Origin of the sequence: Rhodococcus sp. IEGM 1305, assembly GCF_030058635.1 — a bacterium.
GTDB classification, from domain to species: domain Bacteria; phylum Actinomycetota; class Actinomycetes; order Mycobacteriales; family Mycobacteriaceae; genus Rhodococcus_F; species Rhodococcus_F opacus_D.
In genome coordinates, this window is record NZ_JASHKX010000005.1 from 253,096 (window position 1) to 275,590 (window position 22,495).

The 22,495-nt window shown below is 68.9% G+C and carries 23 protein-coding genes; 8 read left to right on the forward strand and 15 right to left on the reverse strand.

What is annotated here, in order from left to right:
• Positions 1-2 precede the first annotated feature (2 nt).
• On the reverse strand, positions 3-788 hold the full coding sequence (locus QM693_RS12375; RefSeq protein ID WP_283352473.1) for an SDR family NAD(P)-dependent oxidoreductase: 786 nt from the start codon (positions 786-788) through the stop codon (positions 3-5).
• A 230-nt stretch (positions 789-1,018) separates the two neighbouring features.
• Between QM693_RS12375 and QM693_RS12380 the strand changes: the two genes are divergently transcribed.
• Positions 1,019-1,834, forward strand: a complete 816-nt coding sequence (locus QM693_RS12380) for an alpha/beta hydrolase (protein ID WP_283352474.1) — start codon at positions 1,019-1,021, stop codon at positions 1,832-1,834.
• A 69-nt stretch (positions 1,835-1,903) separates the two neighbouring features.
• The gene (locus QM693_RS12385; protein ID WP_283352501.1) at positions 1,904-3,139 is read left to right on the forward strand and encodes a low temperature requirement protein A; all 1,236 of its coding nucleotides are present in this window, start codon (positions 1,904-1,906) and stop codon (positions 3,137-3,139) included.
• Here QM693_RS12385 and QM693_RS12390 read toward each other — a convergent pair.
• The 12 genes from QM693_RS12390 to QM693_RS12445 all read right to left on the reverse strand — a co-directional run bounded on the left by QM693_RS12390 (position 3,136) and on the right by QM693_RS12445 (position 14,887).
• Positions 3,136-3,978 (reverse strand): DUF427 domain-containing protein, encoded by an 843-nt coding sequence (locus tag QM693_RS12390; protein WP_283352475.1) that lies wholly within the window; start codon positions 3,976-3,978, stop codon positions 3,136-3,138. The two genes, QM693_RS12385 and QM693_RS12390, sit on opposite strands and share 4 nt — an antisense overlap.
• 18 nt (positions 3,979-3,996) lie before the next feature.
• Positions 3,997-4,596: a hypothetical protein gene (locus tag QM693_RS12395; protein ID WP_283352476.1), complete on the reverse strand. Its 600-nt coding sequence runs from the start codon at positions 4,594-4,596 to the stop codon at positions 3,997-3,999.
• Positions 4,596-5,672 carry a PEP/pyruvate-binding domain-containing protein gene (locus tag QM693_RS12400; protein ID WP_283331392.1) on the reverse strand — a complete coding sequence of 359 codons (1,077 nt, stop codon included), beginning with the start codon at positions 5,670-5,672 and terminating at the stop codon, positions 4,596-4,598. Before QM693_RS12400 ends, QM693_RS12395 begins: the two co-directional genes overlap by 1 nt.
• Before the next feature lie 2 nt (positions 5,673-5,674).
• On the reverse strand, positions 5,675-6,061 hold the full coding sequence (locus QM693_RS12405; protein WP_283352477.1) for a hypothetical protein: 387 nt from the start codon (positions 6,059-6,061) through the stop codon (positions 5,675-5,677).
• Positions 6,062-6,139: 78 nt separating this feature from the next.
• Positions 6,140-7,294, reverse strand: coding sequence for an alpha/beta hydrolase family protein (locus QM693_RS12410; protein ID WP_283352478.1), 1,155 nt, complete (start codon positions 7,292-7,294; stop codon positions 6,140-6,142).
• Positions 7,291-8,202: a biphenyl-2,3-diol 1,2-dioxygenase gene (gene bphC / locus QM693_RS12415; RefSeq protein WP_283352479.1), complete on the reverse strand. Its 912-nt coding sequence runs from the start codon at positions 8,200-8,202 to the stop codon at positions 7,291-7,293. Before bphC ends, QM693_RS12410 begins: the two co-directional genes overlap by 4 nt.
• A gap of 88 nt (positions 8,203-8,290) precedes the next feature.
• Positions 8,291-9,469 carry an acyl-CoA dehydrogenase family protein gene (locus QM693_RS12420; protein ID WP_283352480.1) on the reverse strand — a complete coding sequence of 393 codons (1,179 nt, stop codon included), beginning with the start codon at positions 9,467-9,469 and terminating at the stop codon, positions 8,291-8,293.
• 40 nt (positions 9,470-9,509) lie between these two features.
• Positions 9,510-10,568 carry a 4-hydroxy-2-oxovalerate aldolase gene (dmpG, locus tag QM693_RS12425; RefSeq protein ID WP_280781487.1) on the reverse strand — a complete coding sequence of 353 codons (1,059 nt, stop codon included), beginning with the start codon at positions 10,566-10,568 and terminating at the stop codon, positions 9,510-9,512.
• 35 nt (positions 10,569-10,603) lie between these two features.
• Positions 10,604-11,506 carry an acetaldehyde dehydrogenase (acetylating) gene (locus QM693_RS12430; protein WP_283331397.1) on the reverse strand — a complete coding sequence of 301 codons (903 nt, stop codon included), beginning with the start codon at positions 11,504-11,506 and terminating at the stop codon, positions 10,604-10,606.
• 11 nt (positions 11,507-11,517) lie between these two features.
• The gene (locus QM693_RS12435; RefSeq protein ID WP_283352481.1) at positions 11,518-12,303 is read right to left on the reverse strand and encodes a 2-keto-4-pentenoate hydratase; all 786 of its coding nucleotides are present in this window, start codon (positions 12,301-12,303) and stop codon (positions 11,518-11,520) included.
• On the reverse strand, positions 12,303-14,015 hold the full coding sequence (locus tag QM693_RS12440) for an FAD-binding protein (RefSeq protein WP_283352482.1): 1,713 nt from the start codon (positions 14,013-14,015) through the stop codon (positions 12,303-12,305). Before QM693_RS12440 ends, QM693_RS12435 begins: the two co-directional genes overlap by 1 nt.
• The gene (locus tag QM693_RS12445) at positions 14,012-14,887 is read right to left on the reverse strand and encodes an alpha/beta fold hydrolase (protein ID WP_283331399.1); all 876 of its coding nucleotides are present in this window, start codon (positions 14,885-14,887) and stop codon (positions 14,012-14,014) included. Before QM693_RS12445 ends, QM693_RS12440 begins: the two co-directional genes overlap by 4 nt.
• A 197-nt stretch (positions 14,888-15,084) precedes the next feature.
• Between QM693_RS12445 and QM693_RS12450 the strand changes: the two genes are divergently transcribed.
• Positions 15,085-15,621, forward strand: a complete 537-nt coding sequence (locus QM693_RS12450; RefSeq protein WP_283352483.1) for a flavin reductase family protein — start codon at positions 15,085-15,087, stop codon at positions 15,619-15,621.
• Positions 15,622-15,654: 33 nt separating this feature from the next.
• Here the strand turns inward: QM693_RS12450 and QM693_RS12455 are convergent, their stop codons facing one another.
• A complete protein-coding gene (locus tag QM693_RS12455) occupies positions 15,655-16,548 on the reverse strand; it encodes an IclR family transcriptional regulator (RefSeq protein ID WP_280781481.1) in 894 nt (297 codons plus the stop codon).
• A gap of 202 nt (positions 16,549-16,750) precedes the next feature.
• On the opposite strand from QM693_RS12455, the gene QM693_RS12460 reads away from it, so the two are divergent.
• Together QM693_RS12460 and QM693_RS12465 are read left to right on the forward strand one after the other, a co-directional pair.
• Positions 16,751-17,647: a TIGR03619 family F420-dependent LLM class oxidoreductase gene (locus tag QM693_RS12460; RefSeq protein ID WP_283352484.1), complete on the forward strand. Its 897-nt coding sequence runs from the start codon at positions 16,751-16,753 to the stop codon at positions 17,645-17,647.
• On the forward strand, positions 17,644-18,126 hold the full coding sequence (locus QM693_RS12465; RefSeq protein ID WP_283352485.1) for a nuclear transport factor 2 family protein: 483 nt from the start codon (positions 17,644-17,646) through the stop codon (positions 18,124-18,126). Before QM693_RS12460 ends, QM693_RS12465 begins: the two co-directional genes overlap by 4 nt.
• Before the next feature lie 69 nt (positions 18,127-18,195).
• Here the strand turns inward: QM693_RS12465 and QM693_RS12470 are convergent, their stop codons facing one another.
• Positions 18,196-19,659, reverse strand: a complete 1,464-nt coding sequence (locus QM693_RS12470; protein ID WP_283352486.1) for an MFS transporter — start codon at positions 19,657-19,659, stop codon at positions 18,196-18,198.
• Positions 19,660-19,903: 244 nt separating this feature from the next.
• Here QM693_RS12470 and QM693_RS12475 point away from each other — a divergent pair, with 244 nt between their 5' ends.
• Genes QM693_RS12475 through QM693_RS12485 form a run of 3 tightly spaced genes read left to right on the forward strand, consistent with a single transcriptional unit; the run spans position 19,904 to position 22,465 of the window.
• Complete coding sequence (locus QM693_RS12475) at positions 19,904-20,839, forward strand: 3-oxoacyl-ACP reductase (RefSeq protein ID WP_283352487.1); 936 nt, start codon at positions 19,904-19,906, stop codon at positions 20,837-20,839.
• 25 nt (positions 20,840-20,864) lie between these two features.
• Positions 20,865-21,608 (forward strand): SDR family NAD(P)-dependent oxidoreductase, encoded by a 744-nt coding sequence (locus tag QM693_RS12480; RefSeq protein WP_280781478.1) that lies wholly within the window; start codon positions 20,865-20,867, stop codon positions 21,606-21,608.
• Positions 21,609-21,631: 23 nt separating this feature from the next.
• The gene (locus QM693_RS12485) at positions 21,632-22,465 is read left to right on the forward strand and encodes a mycofactocin-coupled SDR family oxidoreductase (RefSeq protein WP_283352488.1); all 834 of its coding nucleotides are present in this window, start codon (positions 21,632-21,634) and stop codon (positions 22,463-22,465) included.
• Positions 22,466-22,495: the final 30 nt, after the last annotated feature.

Sequence of the window (22,495 nt, forward strand, 5' to 3'; positions counted from 1 at the left end):
CGTCAGAGGGTGGTGACGAGTCCGCCGTCGATCACGAAATCGGAGCCCGTCACATTGCCCGCCCGGTCGCTCGCGAGGAAGACGACGAGATCCGCCACCTCGTCCGGGCGGGTGAACCGGCCCGTGACCGCCTGCTCCGCGACACGCTCCGCCACTGCCTCCGGGTCACCGCCTGCGGCGCGCGCCACCGTGGCGGCGACCCCGTCGTCGCCGAGCCAGAGGGCGGTCGACACCGGGCCGGGGCTGACGGTGTTCATCCGAATACCCAACGGTCCCACCTCTTTCGACAGAGCCTTCGAGAAGTTGGTGAGCGCGGCCTTGGACGCGCAGTAGTCGATGACGGTGGGGTCGGGCAGGAAACTGTTGACCGAACTCGTGGTCACAATGCTTCCCCTGCCCGCCGCGATCATCGTGGGCAGGGCGGCGCGGATCGTCCGCACCGCCGACATCAGGTTGAGATTCATCGTCGTGATCCAGTCTTCGTCGGTCACGTCGAGGAAACCGGTCAGTCTGGGGTGGGCGGCGCCGACGTTGTTGACGACGATGCCGAGACTGCCCCGAGCAGTGGCGGCGGCGACGAGTTCGCCCGGACCGGTGGGGGTCGACAGGTCGACGTGCACCGCCTCCACCGTTCCGCCGCGGACGAGTTCTTCCAGTTCGGGGCTGGGCGAACGCGCCCCCGCCACCACGAACGCGCCTTCCGCGGCGAGCGCGCGGGTGATGGCGAGCCCGATTCCCTTGCTGGCTCCGGTGACCACGGCGACGGTGCCACGTAAGGCGAGATCCACGGGGTTCCTCCTGACGACGGCGGAGCGTGCACAGACGAGCGGAACGTCCCCCTCCGATCACGCTAGCCGAAATGGTGCCGACCGCGCTGCGGGCGAGTAATCTCAGCGACGAAGGGCCAGGCCACGGCGTTGCTCTCGTACGGCGATGCCTGTCGTCACGCGACTACACTTGGCGCGCAGGCCCCTTCACCCCTAACCACTGTGTTCTTTCCTGACTCGGGAGACGAGTGATGCGACTTCTTCGACTTCGAACCGCCGTTGCCGCGTGCGCGATCGCGGCTGCCGGCACGCTGACCGTGGGGGCCGGACCGGCCCTCGCCCAGGATCTGCCGACGGTGGTGCTGGTCCACGGCGCGTTCGCCGACACGACCAGCTGGGATGCGGTGGCCGCGGAACTGCGCGGCCGAGGGTACGAAGTCGTGGTCCCGGACAACCCGTTGCGCGGACCGGCCTACGACTCCGCCGCCATCGAGAAGGTGCTCGCGGACATCCCGGGACCGGTGGTGCTCGTCGGTCACTCGTACGGCGGCGCGGTCATCACCAATGTGCATTCGCCGAATGTCGAGGCCCTCGTCTACGTGGCGGCCTTCGCCCCGGCGCAGGGCGAGCCGGTCATGCTGAACCTCGACCCGATCCGGTTCCCGGGCAGCCAGCTGCTCCCGCCGGTGCTGCAGGTGAAGGTCGTCGAGAACGATCCCACCGGAATCGCCGGGAGAAACCTCGACGGGTATATCGATCCCGGCCGCTTCCACGAGGTGTTCGCCCAGGACGTCCCGGACGCCACCGTCGCCGGGATGATCGCGCACCAGAAGTCGGCTGCGCTCGTCGCGAACCTCGAGCCGACCGTCGATCCGTCGTGGGCGTCGACACCCAGCTGGGCCATGGTCGCTCAGAACGATCGCGTGATTCCGGCGGCTGCGGAGCGGTTCATGGCCACGCGCGCGGGAGCCCGGATCACGGAAGTTTCTGCGTCGCACGCCGTCCTGGTGTCCCAGCCCGGCGCGGTCGCGGACCTCGTGGTGCAGGCAGACCAGGGAACTCCGTAGCGGGCCGCCGTGAACACGCCCGGACAACCGGCACCGAACAGCAGGAACCTCGCCCACCGTGTCCAGAAGATGGTCGGGCGTGATCCGCACGAGGAACACCGTGCGGCAACGCCGCTGGAGCTGCTGTTCGACCTGACGTTCGTCGTCGCGTTCGGCGTCGCGGGCGATCAGTTCGCGCACCTCGTTGCCGAAGGACACGTCGCCGCCGGGCTGGCGGGATTCGCGTTCGCGATGTTCTCGATCATCTGGGCGTGGATCAACTTCTCCTGGTTCGCGTCGGCCTACGACACCGACGACTGGATCTACCGGGTCACCACCATGATCCAGATGATCGGCGTCGTCATCCTGGCGCTGGGCATGCCTCCGATGTTCGCGTCCATCGACCGCGGAGTCGAACTCGACAATTCCGTGATGGTGTCCGGGTACATCGTCATGCGCATCGCCATGGTGTTCCAATGGCTGCGCGCCGCCAAACACGACCCCGAGCACCGTTCCGCGTCACTGACGTATGCCACGATGCTCGTCCTCGCGCAGATCGGCTGGGTCGCACTGGTGATCGCGCCCCTCACCGTCGAGTACGCGTTCGGCCTCGGCGCGATCCTCATCCTCGTCGAGCTGACCAGCCCCGTCATCGCCGAACGGTACAAGGGCGGAACACCCTGGCACGCACACCACATCGTCGAGCGTCACGGGCTGCTCGTCATCATCACCCTCGGCGAGGGCGTGATCGGCACCGTGGCATCGCTGTCCGCCGTGGTCGAACACCAGGGCTGGACACTCGATGCGATACTCGTCGCGGTCGCCGGCATCGGACTCACGTTCGGACTGTGGTGGGTGTACTACACCCTGCCGTCGGCCGAGGTGCTCGCGGTGTATCGCAGCCGGTCGTTCGTCTGGGGCTACAGCCACATCGCGCTCTTCGCGTCGCTGGCCGCGGTGGGGGCCGGACTACACGTGGCGGCGTATTACATCGAACACGCCTCCCATATCGGCGCGACGGCGACGGTGCTCTCCGTCGCCGCACCCGTCGCGATCTTCCTCGCGGGTGTCTACGCGCTGTATACGTATCTGCTGCGGGTGCCCGACCCGTTCCACATCCTGCTCCTCGTCCTGACCGCGGCCACGATCGCGCTCGCACTGGTGCTGGCGGCGCAAGGCGTGTCGATGGCGTGGTGCCTGATCGTGGTGATGCTGGCACCGGTCGTCACGGTCGTCGGATACGAATTGCTCGGACACGCGCACGAGGCCCGTGCGCTCGAGATCGTCCTCGGGCGCGCAGACACCGGCACCCGCGAGGAGTACTAGGTCCAGGGGGTCACCGGCCGAGGCCGGGCCACACCGTCGACGACCAGATCGAGCCGCTCGTCGAAGAACGCCACGAGTCCCCGAACTTCCGACGCGTCGACGAGGGGCTCGTCGTATCGCCACGCGATGTCGTGAAGCACTCCGCCTGTGGTGACCGCGGACCGGTAGGCGGCCTCGCCCTTGTAGGCGCAGTACGACGTCGTCGCACTCGGTTGCAGTTCCGCGACGACGTCGCCGGGCGGCAGATAGTAGCGGACCGGCAGCAGTGTTTCGAACAGCATTTTCGCCCGCCGCGTGTCGGCGAGGAGGGTGTCGCCCAGCATCACCCGGATGTGGCGGGACGTGCGGCGAACGTCGATGCGCTGGAACGGGTCGTGCGGATGACCGACGATCTCGTCGTCCTCCTCGAGCCAACGGTCGAAGCCGTCGAAATCGAGAACCACGTACCCGGTCAGATCCTCGGCGCCGGGCCGGAACCCCAGGGCATACCCTGTGCCGGCGGTACGGAGCACGACGGGTTCGCCCGCCGTGCTGTGCACCGAGAACGGCACCCGCGGATCGAGGACCCGCAGCGTCGTCACGTCCGGCAGGGCGAACCCGACGTCACCGGCTCCCTCCGCCGGCACCGAATCCGTTGGCTCCGGCGCCAACTCCGCGTCGATGTCCTCCGACGGCACCGCGTACGTGGGAACGACGCGCCGCGGTTCCCAGACCAGGACCGCACGGTCACTGTCGACCACCGTGGTCCCGTTCAGCACCGCACGGATCCGCTTCGCCGTCGGCTCGTAGCGAAGCTCGCGCAACTGACGTCCGATGCTGTCTCGCAGTCGCAGGCCCATGAGTCGAGACTAGGCCTGTCATCGGGCCAGGCCGAGGGAAGCGACGAGGTCCTCGTGGAACTCGAACCAGACGCGGTGGCAGGAGTCGCGGTCGGTTGCCGTGATCCAGCCCGGATCGGTACCCGCTCGCTCGACGGCGCCGGCGAACCGATGGTGATAGCCGGCGAACCGGTCCATGCCCGCGACCAGGCGCGCCTCGAGTTCGCCCAGGTCGTGCGCCGCGGTCGCCAGGCGGGTGATCGTCTCGTCGAGGGTCATGGTCGCCTCGCCGAGGCCCATCTCGGCCAGCTGCCAGGCGGTGCACGCGTCCGCCACGGCGACGTTGTGCGGCAGGAAGTCCTGGTGCACCTGCACCACCACGGCGCGGGTGCCGCACCGGTCGAGCTCGGCGGCGAGCAGTCGCTCGCCGTGCACCTTCCCGGTTTCGGTCAGGGACCAGCCGCCGTCCCCGGCAAAGTCGGTGTGGGTGACCCACCCACGGGCCTCGGCATCGAGCAGGTGCTCGGCTGCCAGTCCTGCAAGCAGCGCGAACCGGGCAGCGATGCGCGCGGTCTCCGCGTAGCCCAGGATCCGCACGGCGTGCAGCACCAGGATGTCCGTCGGTGTGCGGTGCGACATCACATCCTCCCCGCGGCGCCGACGTGCCCGTGGGTGCCGTCGACGCGGACCCGTCGGCCCTCGGTCAGGGTGGTCATGGCCCCCGCCGCTGCCAGGACTGCCGGGATGCCGAATTCGCGGGCCACGATCGCGGCGTGGGCGAGCATCCCGCCCGTCTCGGTGACCACCGCGCACGCGCGGGCCAGCAGCGGCGTCCACGCCGGCGAGGTCGTTCGGCAAACCAGCACGTCGCCCGAACGAAAGCGGGCGAAGTCGTCCAGGCTGCCGATGATCCGCGCAGGCCCGGCAGCGGTGCCCGGGCTGGCTGCGACGCCTGTCAGCAGCATCTCCCCCGGCATTGCTCGCACCGGCAGCGCGGCGGAGGACGCGGTCGTGATCGGGCGGGCCTGCAGGACCCAGATGTCGTCGCCGGCGATCGCCCACTCGATGTCCTGCGGGCACCCGAACAGGCTCTCGACGTCGCGTCCCAGCGCCGCGAGGGCCAGAGCCTGGGCAGTGGTCAGCAGTTGCCCGCCCCGGTGCCGGGCGACCTGCACGTGCACACCGTCGACCAGGTACGCCTCCGGAGTGACGGTCCCGGCCACGACTGCCTCGCCGAGGCCCCGCGCAGCCTCGATCACCACCTGCTCGGCCCCGGTGACCGGGTGCCGGGTGAACATGACTCCGGCCGTCGCGGGTTGCACCATCACCTGCACGATCACCCCGGCCGACGCCGGAGCTTCCCGATCGGTGCGAGCCGCGTAGGCGACGGCTTCGGGTGAGGAGCACGACGCGGCGCTGCGATGCACCGCTTCGATCACCTCGGCGGTGGTGGTGACCCCGAGCGTCGTGGCCAATTGTCCGGCGAACGAAGACTCGGCGCCGTCCTCCGCGAGGGCGGACGAGCGCACCGCGAACGGACCCGGACCGAGACGGTGCAGTCCGGCCTCGATCGCCCGCTCCCAACCCGGGTCGCCGAGCGGGTCGGGTATCACGAATCCCGCGGGCACCCGGAATCCGGCACGCAGCAGCAGGCCGAGGTTGCGGGCCTTGGCACCGCAACGCTCGGACGCGTCCGGCAGGGGCACGATCGGCACGTTCAGGCCTCCGCGTCGCGGTCGCCGGCCCGGGCAAGGACCCGGTTCAGGCGCTGCTGGGCAGCCTGCGCCGAACCCAGGCCGAGCGCCTGCGCGATCTGCGGCCAGGTCATCCCACCGGCACGGGCAGCGAACAGCAGGCCGGACTCGATCTGATCGAGCTCGACCCGAGCCGACGACAGCAGCCGCAGCCCGGCCGCGAGCACCGCCGGGTCCGTGCCCTGTGCGTCCCGGCCGGCCCACGCCGCGAACCTGACGAGGTCGGTGTCCGAACGTGGCTGCCCGGGATGCTCCCAGGGACGCCGCTCGAGCCGCGCGGCACCGGCCTCGTTCAGCGTCGTGCGTGCCTGATCGAGCTCGGCGGCGTGTGTCTGGTCGTCGGTGGTCACCCGACCAGCTCACGCCATCAACAGTCCGTTGTCAACATTCTGTTGATAGTCGTGTCGTCGGGCGAGGTCCCGGCATCCTCAGCCGGCGAGGATCCCGGCGACGAACTCCTGCGCGTCCTTCTGCGACGCGCCGATCGTCCCGCGATGGTCCGCACCCTCGTACGGCCGATACGTCAGTTCGTTCCCGTTCTCCTGCAACGTCTTCACCATCAGATCCGTCGACGGTTTGCTCACCACCAGGTCGCCGGAACTCTGCGTGACCAGCGTCGGGACCTGCACGTGGACCCGCGACGGCTCCTGGCGGGCCAGGTACTCGGTGAGCGGTCCCAGGTCGGCGTCGGGACGGAAGACCTGACCGGCGGGCACGGGCGGCACCTTCCGGATGTCGTCGATGCACCCGGTCCGCGCCACCGTCAGCAGCGGTTGCGCCCGCTCCGTCAGCAACGTCGACGGGTCGATGGCCGGATCCGCGGCCTGGGCTCCAAGGAGGATCAGCGGGAGGAACGCCTCGGCCGCTTCGATACCCGGAACACCCGAACGGAAGTACTGCGGCGTCTGGTCGAGCCCGTTGCCCGGCGCGATCGCCACCGCACCACCGAGGTGCAGTTCCGGCGCGCGCTCCCCGCCCTGCGCGGCGGTGAACAACGCCGCCTGCCCACCCTGGCTGTGGCCGATCACGAACCACGTCGAGCCGACCGCCGGATCCATCGCACGGGCGGCGCGGACGATGTCCACGACGGCGTTCGTCTCCGTGTCACCGTTGACGTACGGGTGGATGCCCGGCGTGCCCAGACCCTGGTAGTCCGTGCTCACCACCGCATATCCCTTGGCGACCCAGTCGTCGAGGGACGCGTTCACCCCGGAGAGATAGCCGTGGGCGGGGCCGCCGGCGAAATCCGCGGACGGGGCGCACGCGTCCGCGACGCCGGTCGTGCCGTGCGCCCAGCTGATCACCGGATATCCACCCTCGGGTGCCGGCGTGCGAGGAATCGACACGGCGCCCGACACCACGACGGGGTCGCCGTTGCCGTCCTGCGACGCGTAGGTGATCACCTCGTTCCGTCCGGCGCTCGGCAGGGCCGGACCGTCCGCGACGGCGCGGGAGGACAGCAGCTGTCCCGGCCGGAGCGCAGCCGGATCCGTCGCCGTCTCGGAAGTCGCCGTGGAACAGCCACTTCCGCCGAGGAGGACGAGCGCGGCCACCGCGCCGATCCGGGCGCGCGACAACGTCATGAGAACGCCGCCAGCGGCTCGGAACCCGACCAGTCGTGACCCCAGTAGCTGTCCGCCGTGATCTCCTCCGCGGTGTAGTGCGTCTCGTCGACGAGCGTGCCCTCCGTGCCGAACTCGAGGTCCCAGCCGCCGGGGGCACGCACGTAGAACGACACCATGCGGTCGTTGGTGTGGCGGCCGAGGGTCGACGAGATGGAGAAGCCCAGCTTGCCGAGCCGGTCGAGTGCCTGCCCGACGGCGTCGAGCGTGTCGACCTCCGTCATCAGATGCACCATCCCGGGTTCGCCGCTGTGCGGCGCAGGGCACAACGCGAGGGTGTGATGGCGCTGATTGACACCCATGAACCGCACCCGGCGGGCCGGTCCCGGGGCGTCGGCCGGTCCGAGCCGGATCGCCCCGCGCGGCAGGAAGCCCAGCACCTCGGTGTAGAACGTGTAGGCCTCCTCGAACGCCGGCGTCGGGAGGACCACGTGCCCCAGACCCTGTGCGCCGGTGACGAACCGGCCGCCGTGCGGGGTGACGACCGGACTGTGGTCGAGGACGGGCCCGAAGAACACCTCCACCCGTGTGCCGGACGGATCGTCGAACGCGATCACCTGCTCTGCGTCGCGGTGGCGCGACTCCTCCTCGGACAGGACGTCGACCGTGACACCCGACTTCTCCACCTGCTCCCGCACCCGCTGGAGGGCGAACTGGTCGCGCACCTCCCACCCCACCGCGAGTGCCGTGTCCGTGTCGCCCGGGAGGACGATCAGCCGCGACCGCCGCTCGTCGACGCGCAGGTACAGGCCGTCGGGCTCGGGGCCGGCACCCTCGGCCATGCCCAGCCCGTCCACCACCAGCTCACGCCAGCGTGGCACGTCCTTCGTCTGGATCCTGAGGTAGCCGAGCCCGCGAATGTCGGTCATGTGAAAGTCCTTTCCTGGAGGCGACTCCGCCGCCCGTGCGCCTTTCTGGTAGCAGGGACTACCAGAAAGGCGCACGGGCGCGGAGCGCCTAGATCATGGAGCGGTGGATGCCCTGAGGTTCCCCGCCGAGCTGGGTCAGAGCCGAGGAGTGGAAGATCGACCCCGGCACGTGGATGGCGTGGGAGAGGCCGGCGTGGGCGTCCCGCCAGAAGCGCTGCAGGGGTGTCTTCAGTTGGAGCGCACCGCCACCGGAGCGTGCGAAGATCTCGTCCACGGCACGCACCGCCCGCCACGCGGCGGCCGTCTGCGTGCGCCGGCCGATGGAGCGGAGTTCGAACGAGACGTCCTGGCCCTTCTCGGTCATGTCCCAGAACCGGTCGACCGTCTCGAGGATCGCCGCGCGCGACGCCGCGATCTCCGCCGCCGCCTCGCCGATCGCGAACAGCACGTACGGGTCGTCCTTGATCGCGGTACCCGACACGGTGACACGTTCACGCTGCGCATTCAGGTGGCAGGCCAGCGCGCCCTCGGCGATGCCGATCAGCGACGACGTGATGCCGAGCGGGAAGATGCACGAGAACGGGAAGTTGTAGAGCGTCTGGGTGCGGCCGAACTCCTTCGGCGCGGACCCGTCGAAGACCTTGTCGGCCTGCAGGGTCCGGTGCTGCGGGATGAACGCGTCCTTGACGATCAGGTCCTTGGACCCGGTGCCGCGCAGTCCGACGACGTTCCAGCTGTCCTGGTCGATGTCGTAGTCCGGGCGTGGCAGCAGCACGTGCAGGATCTGCGGCGGCATCACCCGGTTGCCGTCCCGGTCGCCGACCGCGGCGCCGATCATGATCCACCCGCAGTGGTCGGTGCCCGAGGAGAACGACCACCGGCCGTTGAGGACGTAGCCGCCGTCGGTGGGCACGGCCACACCCATCGGCGCATACGGCGAGGCCATCCACATGTCGGAGTCCTCGCCCCACACCTCGTCCTGGGCCGTGCGGTCGAAGAACGCGAGTTCCCACGGGTGGACGCCGACGATGCCGCTGACCCAGCCCGCGGCCCCGTCGATGGCGCCGATGCCCATCGCGGTCTCCGCGAACTCGCGCGGATGCGATTCGTAGCCGCCGTACTCCTTGGGCTGCAGCATCCGCATCACGCCGGAGTCGCGCAACCGTTTCGCGGAGGTGTCGGACAGGCGCATCAGCTTGTCGCCCTCGGCGCCTTCCGCTCGGATCTCGTCCGCGTACTGTTCGATCCTGTCAAGAACCTGGCCCATGATGATCTCGGCTTTCTGGTGTCGGTACCCGGCGAAACGCCTAGGCGGACTTCTTCTCGGCGACTGCGGAACCCGCGGACTCCCGGTCTGCGAGACCGAGGGCGATCTCGATCAGCTGGTCCTCCTGACCCCCGACCAGCTTGCGTCGGCCGGCCTCGATGAGGATCTCCGCACCGGACACGCCGTACCGGCGGGCGTGGGAGTCGGCGTGCTTGAGGAAGCTGGAGTAGACACCCGCGTAGCCCATCGTCAGCGACAGCCGGTCGAGCAGGCAGTCGCCGTCCATGATCGGCCGGACGACGTCCTCGGCCGCGTCGATGATCTTCAGCGTGTCGATGCCGGTGCGGATTCCGAGCTTCTCGGTGACGGCGGCGAACGCCTCGACCGGGGTGTTGCCCGCGCCCGCACCGAAGCGCCGGGTGGAGCCGTCGATCTGGAGGGCGCCGGACTCGACGGCGAGCACCGAGTTGGCGACACCGAGCCCGAGGTTCTCGTGCCCGTGGAAGCCGACCTGCGCGTCGTCGCCGAGTTCGGCCACCAGGGCGGACACCCGGTCGCTGACGGCGTTCAGGATCAGCGCCCCGGCCGAGTCCACCACGTACACGCACTGGCAGCCGGCGTCGGCCATGATCCGGGCCTGCTTCGCGAGAACCTCCGGCGGCTGGCTGTGCGACATCATCAGGAAGCCGACGGTCTCCAGCCCGAGTTCGCGGGCGAGACCGAAATGCTGCACGGAGATGTCGGCTTCGGTGCAGTGCGTGGCGATGCGGCAGATGCTTGCGCCGTTGTCCGCAGCCTCCCGGATGTCGGACTGGACGCCCAGTCCGGGGAGCATGAGGAACGCGATCCTGGCCCGCTCCGCCGTCTCCACCGCGGCCTTGATCAGTTCCTGCTCCGGGGTGTGGCTGAAGCCGTAGTTGAACGAGGAACCGCCGAGTCCGTCGCCGTGGGTGACCTCGATGACCGGGACCCCGGCGGCGTCGAGCGCCCCGACGATCGAGCGGACGTGGTCGACGGTGAACTGGTGTCGCTTGGCGTGGGATCCGTCGCGCAGGGACGAGTCCGTCACCCGGATGTCGAGATCGGCACTGTAAGGCATCGGTATTCCTTCGAAGAGTGAATGGGGCGGACGCGTCAGACGCTCGCGCCGAGGATCTGCGTCGCGAAGCTCTCGCCGACCTTGGTGGCGGCGGCGGTCATGATGTCGAGGTTGCCGGAATAGGGCGGCAGGAAGTCGCCCGCTCCCTCTACCTCGAGGAAGATGCCGACCCGGGCGAGGCCACCGCTGATCGGCGTCGGGTCGTCGAATTGCGGTTCGGCGCGCAGTCGGTAGCCGGGGACGTACGCCTGCACGGACGCTGCGACGTCGTGGATGGACGCGGTGATCGCGTCCCGGTCGGCGTCGGCGGGAATGGAGCAGAACACGGTGTCCTTCATGAACATCGGCGGTTCGGCCGGGTTCAGGATGATGATCGCCTTGCCCTTCTTCGCCCCGCCGATCGTCTCGATGCCCCGGCTCGTGGTGATCGTGAATTCGTCGATGTTCGCGCGGGTGCCCGGGCCTGCGGACGGCGACGCCACGCTGGCGACGATCTCGGCGTACGCCACCTCGGCGATCCGGGAGACGGCGTACACCATCGGGATGGTTGCCTGGCCGCCGCACGTGATGAGGTTGACGTTCGGCGCCGTCCGGTGCTCGCCCATGTTCACGGCGGGCACGACGGCGGGTCCGAGCGCGGCGGGGGTGAGGTCGACGGCCTGGATGCCGAGTTCCCGGTAGCGGGGGGCGTTCGCCCGGTGCACGTAGGCGGACGTGGCCTCGAAGACGATGTCGGGACGCTCGTCCTGGGCGAGCAGCCAGTCGACACCCTCGGCGCTGGCGATCACACCCCGGTCCGTGGCGCGCTTCAGTCCCTCACTGTCCGGGTCGACGCCGATCATCCAGCGGGGCTCGATGATCTCCGAGCGGAGGAGCTTGTACAGGAGGTCGGTGCCGATGTTGCCGGATCCGACGATCGCGGCGAGAGCCTTGGTCACAGTTGTCGCCTTTACTTGAATTCTACTGATACAGAACCGATGTCACTGAAATCGGCGCGGAACACGTCACCGGGCCGGGCGTCGATCGCGCGGGTGCACGAGCCGGGCAGGATGACGTGCCCGGCCTCGAGTCGCACTCCGAAGCTCGCGACCTTCCGGGCCAGCCACGCCACGGCCTTCGTGGGATTGCCGAGCACCGCCGACGCCTCGCCCCGCGCGATCTCCTCCTCGCCCTGGAACAGCACGGCGGAGATCCCGCCGATGTCGACGTTCGCCGGTTCCACCCGTCCGGCGCCGAGGATCATGCCCGCCGAGGACGCGTTGTCGGCGATCGTGTCGGCGAGCCCGATCTTCCAGTCGGTGATGCGGGAGTCGATCAGTTCGATGCTGGGAACGATGTATTCGGTAGCCGCCAGCACGTCCTCTTCGGTGCATCCCTCCCCCGGCAGGGTCTCGCCGAGGACGTACCCGATCTCCACCTCGATGCGCGGGTAGCAGAATCGAGCAGTGTCGATCGGCGTCCCCTCGGCGTACACCATGCTCGACAGCAGATGTCCGTAGTCGGGTTCGTCGACGCCCATCATCTTCTGCATGACCTCGGACGACAGCCCGACCTTGTGGCCGTACACCGTCTCCCCCGCCTCCAGCCGCGCGCGGATGTTGATCAGCGCGATCTCGTAGGCGTCGACGACGTCGATGCCTGGGAATACGGTGGTCAACGGGTCGATCGGCGCGCGGTCCTGTTCGGCGTTCCGCAGGAGGTGGGCGGCGGACAGTCGCTGCGCATCGCTCAGCATCACGCCACCTCTCCCGCACGTGAGTGCTGTCGCGTGGTCCGGGACGCCTCGCCACTCACGTCGGCGACGTGCAGCGCGGCGATGTAGCCGAACACCATGGCGGGACCGATGGTCGCGCCCGCACCGGCGTATTCGTTGCCCATCACCGACGCCGACGTGTTGCCGGTGGCGTACAGGCCGTCGATGACGGAACCGTCCTCGCGGAGCACCCGCGCGTCGGCGTCGGTGACGAGTCCGCCCTTGGTCCCCAGGTCGCCGGCCTCGCACCGGATCGCGTAGAACGGTCCCTCGACGATCTCGTCGAGGCACGGGTTCTTCATCGTCGGGTCGCCGTAGTACCGGTCGTACGCGCTGTCGCCGCGGCCGAAGTCCTCGTCCTTGCCGGTGCGGGCGAAGCCGTTGAACCGGTCGATGGTCGCGACCAGGGTGTCGGCCTTGACGCCGATCGCGTCGGCGAGGTCGCGCAGCGTGTCCGCCTTGTGCACGACCCCGGAGTCGTAGAACCCCTGCGGGAACGGCACACCCGGCAGCACCTGCGCGAACGGGTACCGCGACTTCGCCTTGCCGTCCATCACGAACCACGCCGGGACGTGACCGCCGTCGAGTTGGTCGTGGACGAAGTTCACGTACGGCGACGACTCGTTGGTGAAGCGTTCGCCGCGGCCGTTGACGATCACCGACGGCGGAATGCACCGTTCCGAGACGAGCGGGATCACGGCGCCCATCGGGTGGAGCACCGACGGCATCCACCAGGCGTCGTCCATGAGGTCGACTGCCGCGCCGAGCTTCTGGCCGGCGACGATGCCGTCGCCGGTGTTCTCCCGGGCGCCGGCACTGACGTCCGGGACGCCGTGCTTGGGTAGATACTTCGCGCGCATGTCCTGGTTGTGGTCGAATCCGCCGGTCGCGAGCAGCACGCCGTGGCGGGCGCCGATCCGGACCGTGTGCCCGTCGCGTTCGGCGAGAACACCGACGACCGCTCCGGTGCCGTCGACGATCAGTTCCGTCATCGACGTCTTCAGCCACAGCGGCACCCCGGCATCCTTGAGGACCATCCGCATCCGCGCCACGAGTGCGCGGCCGCCGGTGGCCATGTGGCGTCGGCGGATCACGTTGGACGCCACCCGCCACGCCGCGACCAGTGATGCCTTGCGGCCCTTCCAGGTGCGCTTGACCATGGCGAGGTCGTGGTAGTCCTTGGACGTGACCCACAGTCCCAGCGGACCCTTCATGCTGTTCGGCCGCTGATACTGCTCGTCCTCCTTCAGCGCCCGGGTGTCGAACGGCGTGCATTCGATGGTGCGTCCGAGCGGACGGCCGCCGTCATACTCCGGGTGGTAGTCGGAGTAGCCCTTCACCCAGTACAGCTTCATGTGCGGGCTGCGGTCGAGCAGGTCCATCAGCTCGGGGCCCTTGTCGACGAACGCGTCGAGACGGTCGGCGGGAACCGTGCCCTCGGTGATGATGTCGAGGTAGCGGCGGATCGATTCCCGCGAGTCGACCACACCCTTCTCCCGCAGTGTCGGGGCGTTGGGAATCCAGATGCCGCCCCCGGAGATGGCGGTGGATCCGCCGAACGTGGCGCCCTTGTCGATGACGAGAGTGTCGATTCCCCGGTCGGCCGCGGTGATCGCCGCGGCCATGCCGCCGCCACCGCTGCCGACGACGAGGAAATCGACTGTGGTGTCGAAGTTTTCTTCGGTGCCGCTCATCGTCCGGTGCCGTCCTTGCGGAGGAGGAAGGCGAGGACGGCACTCTCGAACGCCGTCTTCTGCTCGATCATTGCCCAGTGCCCGCAGTTCGGGAACACGTGCAGTTCCGCCCGGGGAATCGACCGCATCGGGATGATCGCCATGTCCAGCGGGCTGACTCGGTCGTCGCGACCCCACGTGAGCAGTGTCTGCGCCTTCACCTTGTGCAGCTGAGCCCAGTACGGCGTCGCATCGGACTCGAGTGCGGCCCGGGCGCCGGCCTCGAACGCCGCCCTGCTGTACATCTTGCGGGCGCTGGCGAGGGTCTCGGGGTCGGTTGCCTGCGTCCAGCGTTCCTCGATCAGTTCCTCGGTGACCATCGCGGGGTCGAACACCATCGAGTGCAGCCACGCGATCAGTCGTTCCCGGGTGGGGTCGTCCGTGAACTCCATCAGGAGGTTGATGCCCTCACCGGGGCCGGGGCTGAAGAGGTTCCTGCCGATGCCGCCGATGGTGATCAGCTTGCCGACCCGGTCGGGGTGCGCGATGGCGAACTGGGTGGCGACGATGCCGCCCATCGAGTTTCCGAGCATTGCCACCTCGTCCAGTCCGAGCCCGTCGAGGAAGCGGAGTACCGCGTCGCCTGCGGTGAGCATCGGATGACCGCCGAAGTCGTCGCTGACCCCGAATCCCGGGAACTCCAGGACGAAGGTGCGGAAGTGCTCGGCGAAGACGCCGAGGTTGCCGCGGAAGTTGCGCCACCCCGTCACGCCGGGGCCGGAGCCGTGCAGCAGCAGAAGAGGCGGGCCGTCGCCGGCCTCATGGTAGCGAAGCACGCCGAGGTCGGTCTTCAGCTCCTTCAGGGTGCCCTCGTAACTCGAGTCAGTCGTCATGGTCGGTCACGTTGCCAGCGCGCTCCAGGCTCGGACAGAAGCGATCCCGGTCAGCGAGACATCGCCCTGTGCGCGCAGGCATCGGCCGGGGATTTCCACTGACCGAGACGGCATCTCGTGACGGTTCTGGGCCGTCCCTAGCCTCGGGGAAGATCGTCGAACGGGTCGGCGACGGAAGAGCAATCGGAGGCGGTCTGATGGCAATCGAACCGGCCGGCACCCAGCCCGGGACCCGCTCGGACGCACCGTCACCGGACGAGATGCGCCGTGCCCTCGGCCAATTCGCCAGCGGAGTGACGGTGGTGACCGGCCTCGACACGGAGGGTCCGGTGGGTTTCACGTGTCAGTCGTTCGCGTCGGTGTCCCTGGAGCCGCCGCTGATCCTGTTCTGCGCCGATCACCGCGGGCGAGCATGGCCGCGCATCCGGCGGTCGGGGCGTTTCACGATCAACGTGCTGCGCGAGGACCAGACGGACCTCTGTGTCCGGTTCGGCTCGAGCCGGGGCACCAAGTTCGACGGGCTCGCCTGGGAGCCGTCGCGGTGGTCGACGCCGTCGCTGCCGGGGGTCCTCGTCCGCGTGCACGCGGACGTGCAGTCGGTGCACACCGCCGGCGACCACGACGTCGTGATCGGACGCGTCCTGGAACTCGACTCGGTGTGCGAGGAGCGTCCGATGGTGTTCTTCCGGGGCGGTTTCGGCATCGACGCCGCTCCGCGGCCCGTGCGCGCGTAACGAGTCCAGCGACTCGTCACACGCGCACGGGCGCTACAGCCATTGCCCGGACTGCACCGCGAGGAGCTGGTCCAGCGTCTCGGTCGACCACGAGCTGTCCGGGATCTCCGGGGTCCGGCGGCCGCGACGGGGTGTTCCCAGTTCGGGGTGGAGCGTCCGGGTGACTTCCCGGGCGGCGTCGACGACGAGCGGGGCGACACGCTCGAGTTGGACGGTGCGCGTGTCGCCGCACAGCGAGATGCCGGCCACCGGCCCGTCGGCGCTGCGGACCGCGACACCGACGCAGCCGATTCCGCGCACCGCCTCGCCCCGCTCGAACGCGAGGCCGCGGCGCTGCCGGATCCGGTTGAGCTCCTGGTGCAGTGTGGACAGTTCGGTGATCGTGCGGTCCGTGCTCCGGTTGAGCCGCGGCCCGTACATGCTGTCGACCTGCTCCGGGTCCACCCACGCCAGCATCGCCTTGCCGCCCGCCGTCGTGTAGGCGGGCACGCGCCCACCCACCCGCGACGGCAGGCTCGCGGCCATCCGTCCGCCCACCTTGTCCAGGTACACGCTCTCCGCACCGTCCAGCACGGCCAGGTGCACCACCATTCCGGTCTGCATGTGCAGGTCGTGCAGCAGCGGGGCCGCCGCGGCCCGGACCTGGCTGTGCCCGTTGTCGCCGCCGCCGAGCCCCATCGCGCGCCGTCCGAGGCAGTAGCCGAAGCTGGCGTGGTCGACCCAGTCGAGGCGAACCAGCTGATCGAGGATGCGGTGCACCGTGGACCGCGGCAGCCGGGTGCGGCACGCGACCTCCTCGAGGGTCAGGCGCGACGTGCGGCCGTCGAAGGCGTCGAGGATCAGCGTCATCCGCTCGACCATCGACGGTGGCAGATCCTTCTTCGCAGCGGGTACCGACAGTGCATCATCCGAATCGACGACAGTCATCGACGCCTCCAAATATCCTGGTCACACGCATACGCCCGACAAAAATTGAAATGAATTCTTAAAATGTACCAGCCGTGCCCGCCGCGGGGAAGAAATCGGACAATCGCCGCGCCCGGTCAGCGGGAACGCCCGCGCGACCCCCGGGGCACCTCCACTACAACGGTGACGACAGACCGACCCCCGACAGCGGAGCAACCACCTGATGCACATAGGAATCGCGCCACCCATCGTCATCGCGCACCCCGCCGTCCGCGCGGACTGGGAACTCGGCGCCGGCATCGCGGAGTTGACCGCGATCGCCCGCACCGCCGACCGCCTCGGCTACCACCACCTCACCTGCAGCGAGCACGTCGCCGTCCCCACCGACGTCGCGGTCGAGCGCGGCGGCACCTACTGGGACCCGCTCGCGACCCTCGGGTTCCTGGCCGCCCAGACCACCGGCATCCGCCTCGCCACCCAGGTCCTGGTACTCGGCTATCACCACCCCCTCGAGATCGCGAAGCGTTACGGCACGCTCGACGTCGTCAGCGGCGGCCGACTCGTCCTCGGGCTGGGCGTGGGCAGCCTGCGCGAGGAATTCGACCTGCTCGGCGCCCATTTCGACGACCGGGGCGCCCGCGCCGACGACGCCCTCGCGGCGCTCCGTGCGTCGCTGTCACAACCTCGGCCCGAGTACCACGGCACGTTCTACGACTTCGACGGCGTCGTCGTCGAACCGCACGCCGTCCAGCCGCGGGTTCCGCTGTGGATCGGGGGACGGACTCTGCGATCCCTGCGCCGCGCGGTGACGCTCGGCGACGGGTGGGTGCCGTTCGGCCTGTCGCTCGACGAGTTGTGCACGCTGCTCGCCGGAGTCGACCTCCCCGAGGGTTTCGAGGTGGTCCTCAGCGCCGGCGCGCCCCTCGATCCGATCGGCTCCCGCGACACCGTGACCCGCGCCCTCGAACGACGACGCGACGCCGGCACCACCGTCGTCAGCGCCACCCTCGCGTCCACGAGCGCAGCCCACTACTGCGAGCAACTGGAGGCCCTCCGGCAGCTGGGCGACGAACTCGGCCTCTCCTTCCGCACCGCAACCGAAGACAGGATCCGTCCATGACCGGCACCGAAGAACTCGTCCGCGCACTCGCCGAACGCGTCACCGCGCTCGAAGACAAGCTCGCCATCCTCGAGCTGATGACCGCCTACGGTCCCGCCATCGACAGCGGTTCGGCCGACGCGGTCGCACGCCTGTGGACCGAGGACGGTGTGTACGACGTCGACACCGGGGTGATGCGCGGGCATGCGGCCATCACGGCGATGGTGCAGTCGCAGGCGCACCAGGGCTGGATCGGCGGCGGCTGCGCGCACATGCTCGAGCCCGGGCACGTGCGCGTCGACGGTGACACCGCGGTGGCCACGTGCAAGTCGCAGCTGATCATTCACGACGACGACGGATTCCGCGTCCACCGGATCACCGCCAACCGGTGGGAGCTCGCCAAGATCGACGGCGAGTGGAAGGTGACCCGGCGCGTCAATCGGCTGCTCGACGGTCGCGACGAGGCGCGCACCCTGCTGGCGGCTGGGGTGCGCGCCTGAACACTTGGACTGCCACACCGACACGAGGCCCGCAGATGCTGCGGGCCTCGTGGTCGGGCAAGGAAACTGTCAGGCGACCATCTCCGACTTCGGCGACGCCACGTCGACCGGACGCTCGATCTTGTTGCGGATGAGGAGAAGTCCCATCACCGAGGCCAGCAGTCCGGCGACGGCGAGTGTGAAGAAGGCGTAGACGAAGCCCCTCTCCGAGTACTGCGCGGCGCGGCCCACCAGCACGACACCGGGGATCGCGACGATGGCGATCATCACCTGACTGCCGATCGCACTACCCAGCGAGCCGGAGAGGTTCAGCATCCCGCCTGCAATTCCCTGCGTCTGCGCGGGCACGGTGCGCATGATGAGGTTCGGCAGCGTCGCCGATGCGGAACCGAGCCCGAGGCCGATCACCAACTGCCCGAACATCATCTGGACCGTCGAGTCGTGCAGGGTGGCGAGCAGGAACGATCCGAGCGCGAGGGACGCGCCGCCGAACACCAGAACCGGTGCCGGGCCGATGCGGCGGGTGAAGTATCCGCCGACCGGGCCCGCGATCATCGACACGACGCCCGTGGGGACGGTGTAGATGGCGACGGCGAGTGCGGTGACTCCGAATCCGTAACCGAGACCGAGGTCGGGATCGGTCATCACGAACATCGGGATGAGCATCGAATGGCTGACCAGGACGAACTGGACGAAACCGCTGGCGGCCAATGTTTTCGCGACGGGTCCGTGCTTCAGCATCTGCAGGTCGATGAGCGGTTCCTTCGGCGTGCGTTCGTAGAGCAGCCAGCCGGCGAGGATGGCGAGTCCGCCGCCAACGCACAGCAATGTCTGCGGGGCCGTGTACCCCCACGCGGTGGCCTTGCCGATACCGAACAGCAGCACGAATGCGCCGAGGCCGAGGATGGCCGCGCCGAACACGTCCAGCTTCGATCGCGTCCGCAGCGTGGTCTCGGGAACGAAGATCGCGACCGCGATTCCGACGACCGCCACGTGGAGGAGTTGCGCCCAGAACACGCCGGTGTAGCCGAAGTGGTCGATGAGGTAACCGCCGATGATCGGGCCGAGGATGGTGCTGGCGCCCATTCCGGTGGCGACGAATCCCACGGCCACGGGAATGATCGACGGGGGCAGAATGTCTCGGATCAACCCGTAGGCGAGCACGAGGATCGCCATGCCCGCACCCTGCAAGCCGCGGCCCACGAGGAAGAGTTCGAAGTTGGGGGCCAGCGCGCCGAGTAGTGAACCGGCGCCGAACACCGCGGCGGACACGAGCATCATCCGCTTCTTGCCGTAGATGTCGCCGAGTTTGCCGACGAGCGGAGTCGAGGCGGCAAGCATCAGGGTGACGATCGTGATCACCCAGCCGACGTTCGCGGTGCCGAAGTGTTTCGCGATCTCCGGCAGCGCCGGGGTGACGAAGTTGTAGGCGAGCGGGATGACTTCGACCAGAAGGATGATCAAGGCCAGCAGGGCGAACGCCTTCCCGCGTGAGAGCGGTGCGCGCTCCGCCTCACCTGGGGACAGGGGCATGTTATGCATATGTGGCTCCGGGGGATTCGAGAGGATCAGCACGCCCAACCTGGCATGCCGCCCAGTGACGTCGACCACAGTTCCCACTCACCGAGACCTGCCCGCAGCCGGTGTCGTCGATGCCGAATCGGCAGGGAAAGTAGAAAACATTCCCCCATTGAATCGTGCCTATGTAGTGACTGATCAGTAGTTCGTGCGATACAACTAGAATGAAATCTAATTCTTCTCGCAATCAGGAGTTCCCATGACGGAATCACTCAGCCTCGCCGGACGCACCGCCGTCGTCACCGGCGCGGGCGCAGGCCTCGGCCGGGCCGAAGCCCTCGCACTCGCCGCCGCAGGCGCGGCAGTCGTCGTCAACGACATGGGCGACGGCGCACACGCGGTGGCCGCGGAGATCGCGGCAGCAGGCGGCCGCGCCACCGCCGTGACCGGCGACGTCTCCGACTGGTCGCTGGGCGAACGCCTCGTGCACGAGGCCGTCCGCACATTCGGATCGATGGATATCCTCGTCAACAACGCCGGAATCCTGCGCGACAAGATGATTTTCAACCTCTCCGAATCCGACTGGGACGACGTCATCCGCGTCCATCTCAAGGGGCACGCCGCCACGTCGCGGGCCGCGGCCGTGCACTGGCGCGAGGCGAGCAAGACCGCCGGAGGCCCCGTGTACGGGCGGGTCGTCAACACATCGTCCGAGGCGTTCCTGTTCGGATCGGCGGGCCAGCCCAACTACTCGGCCGCGAAGGCCGGGATCACCGCGCTCACACTGTCGACGGCACAGGGCCTCTCGCGTTACGGGGTGCGCGCCAACGCGATCTGCCCGCGCGCCAGGACGGCCATGACCGCCGACGCGTTCGGCGAGAACACGGCCGACGCGGGACCCGACCCCCTGTCCCCCGACCGGGTCGCCACGCTCGTCCACTACCTGTCCTCCCCCGCCTCCGACGAGATCAACGGGCAGGTGTTCGTCGTGTACGGCAAGATGGTCGCGCTGATGGCAGCGCCGAAGGTCGAGAACCGCTTCGACGCAGCAGGTTCCGCCTTCTCACCCGAGGAGCTCGAGGAGCTTCTCACACCCTATTTCGCCGGCCGCGGACCGCACGAGAACTATGCCGCGTTCAGCGTCGCCGAACTGGAGAAGGTCGCGCTGGCGACCGGCGACACCGCCGGTGTCTGAGCCACACCCGCAGAAGGAGCACACGATGAGGCTGCACGGAAAGACGGCGATCGTGACTGGCGGCGCCGGAGGCATCGGCCGCGCCGTGACGACGGTGTTCGTCCGCGAGGGCGCCAACGTCCTGTTCGTCGACATCGACGACGAACGCGGCAAGGATCTCGAGCAGGAACTGGGATCGTCCGCTCGCTTTCTGAACGCCGACATCTCCCGGCGCGAGTCCGCCGAGCAGATCCGGGACGCCGCCGTCGCCGCGTTCGGATCCGTGGACGTGCTGGTCAACAACGCCCACGCCTCCCGGCAGGCACTGCTGATCGACCACACCCAGGAGATGTTCGATCTCTCGTTCCGGACCGGGTTCTATCCGGTCGTGCACCTCATGCAGGCCTGCTACGAGCAGTTGAAGGCGGCGAAGGGTTCGGTGATCAACTTCGCGTCCGGGTCCGGGCTCGACGGCATGCCCACCCAGACGTCGTACGCCGCGGCGAAGGAAGCGATCCGCGGCGTCAGCCGGGTGGCGGCCAACGAGTGGGCGGCCGACCAGATCCGGGTGAACGTGATCTGCCCGTTCGCCGCGACCGAGGGCGTCCTCGCCTGGCAGGAACGATTCCCCGACCGCGCCGCCGCGTCCGTGGCGAAGGTTCCGCTCCAGCGGATCGGCGATCCCGAGACCGACATCGCGCCCGTCGCGGTGTTCCTCGCGTCCGAAGATTCGCGGTACATGACCGGACAGACACTGATGGCGGACGGCGGCAGCATCAAGCTGCGCTGATCCGCCCGGACAGGAGGACGACGATGGAAGACTTCGAGGGCCGGGTCGCCCTGATCACCGGCGGTGCCCGCGGTCAGGGCCGCAGCCACGCGGTCGCACTGGCGGAACGCGGAGCAGACATAGTTCTGTGCGACCGCTGCGAGGACAGCCCGGCCGTGAACTATCCCCTGGCCACTGCCGCCGATCTCGACGAAACCGCGGAACTGGTGCGCGCCACCGGTCACCGGTGCATCACCGCCGAGGCGGACACCGCGGACCAGGCGGCGATGGACGCATTGGTCGCGGAGGCGGAGTCCGAGTTCGGGAGAATCGACGTCGCGGTCGCGAATGCCGGCGTCTCGGTGGCCGCCCCGGTGCAGTCGCTCACGCAGGAACAGTGGTCGGAGGCGATCGGTTCCAACCTCACCGGCGTCTTCAACACCGTGGGAGCGGTGGCGCCCGGCATGATCCGGCGGGGATACGGCCGGATCGTCACCATCTCGTCGATGCTCGGCCGGGCCGGCAACACCAACATGGCAGCGTACGCGGCGTCGAAGTGGGGCGTCATCGGGCTCACCAAGAGCGCGGCGCTCGACCTCGCCCCGCACGGCATCACGGTGAATGCGATTGCGCCGGGCAACATCTCGACACCGATGATTCACAACGACGCCCTCTACCGGATGATGCGTCCCGACCTCGACGCGCCCGCAGCGGAGGACGTGGAACCGGTGTTCCGCAGCCTCCACGCCCAGCCTGTGGCGTGGCTGGACGCCGCCGAGATCACCCGGGTCGTACTCTTCCTCGCCGCCGAGGGCAGCGCGCACATCAGCGGCATCGTCCTGCCCGTCGACGCGGGCAATGCCGCGCGCGGCCTGTGAGTACTTATTAACCGCCCGACGTTGATAAGT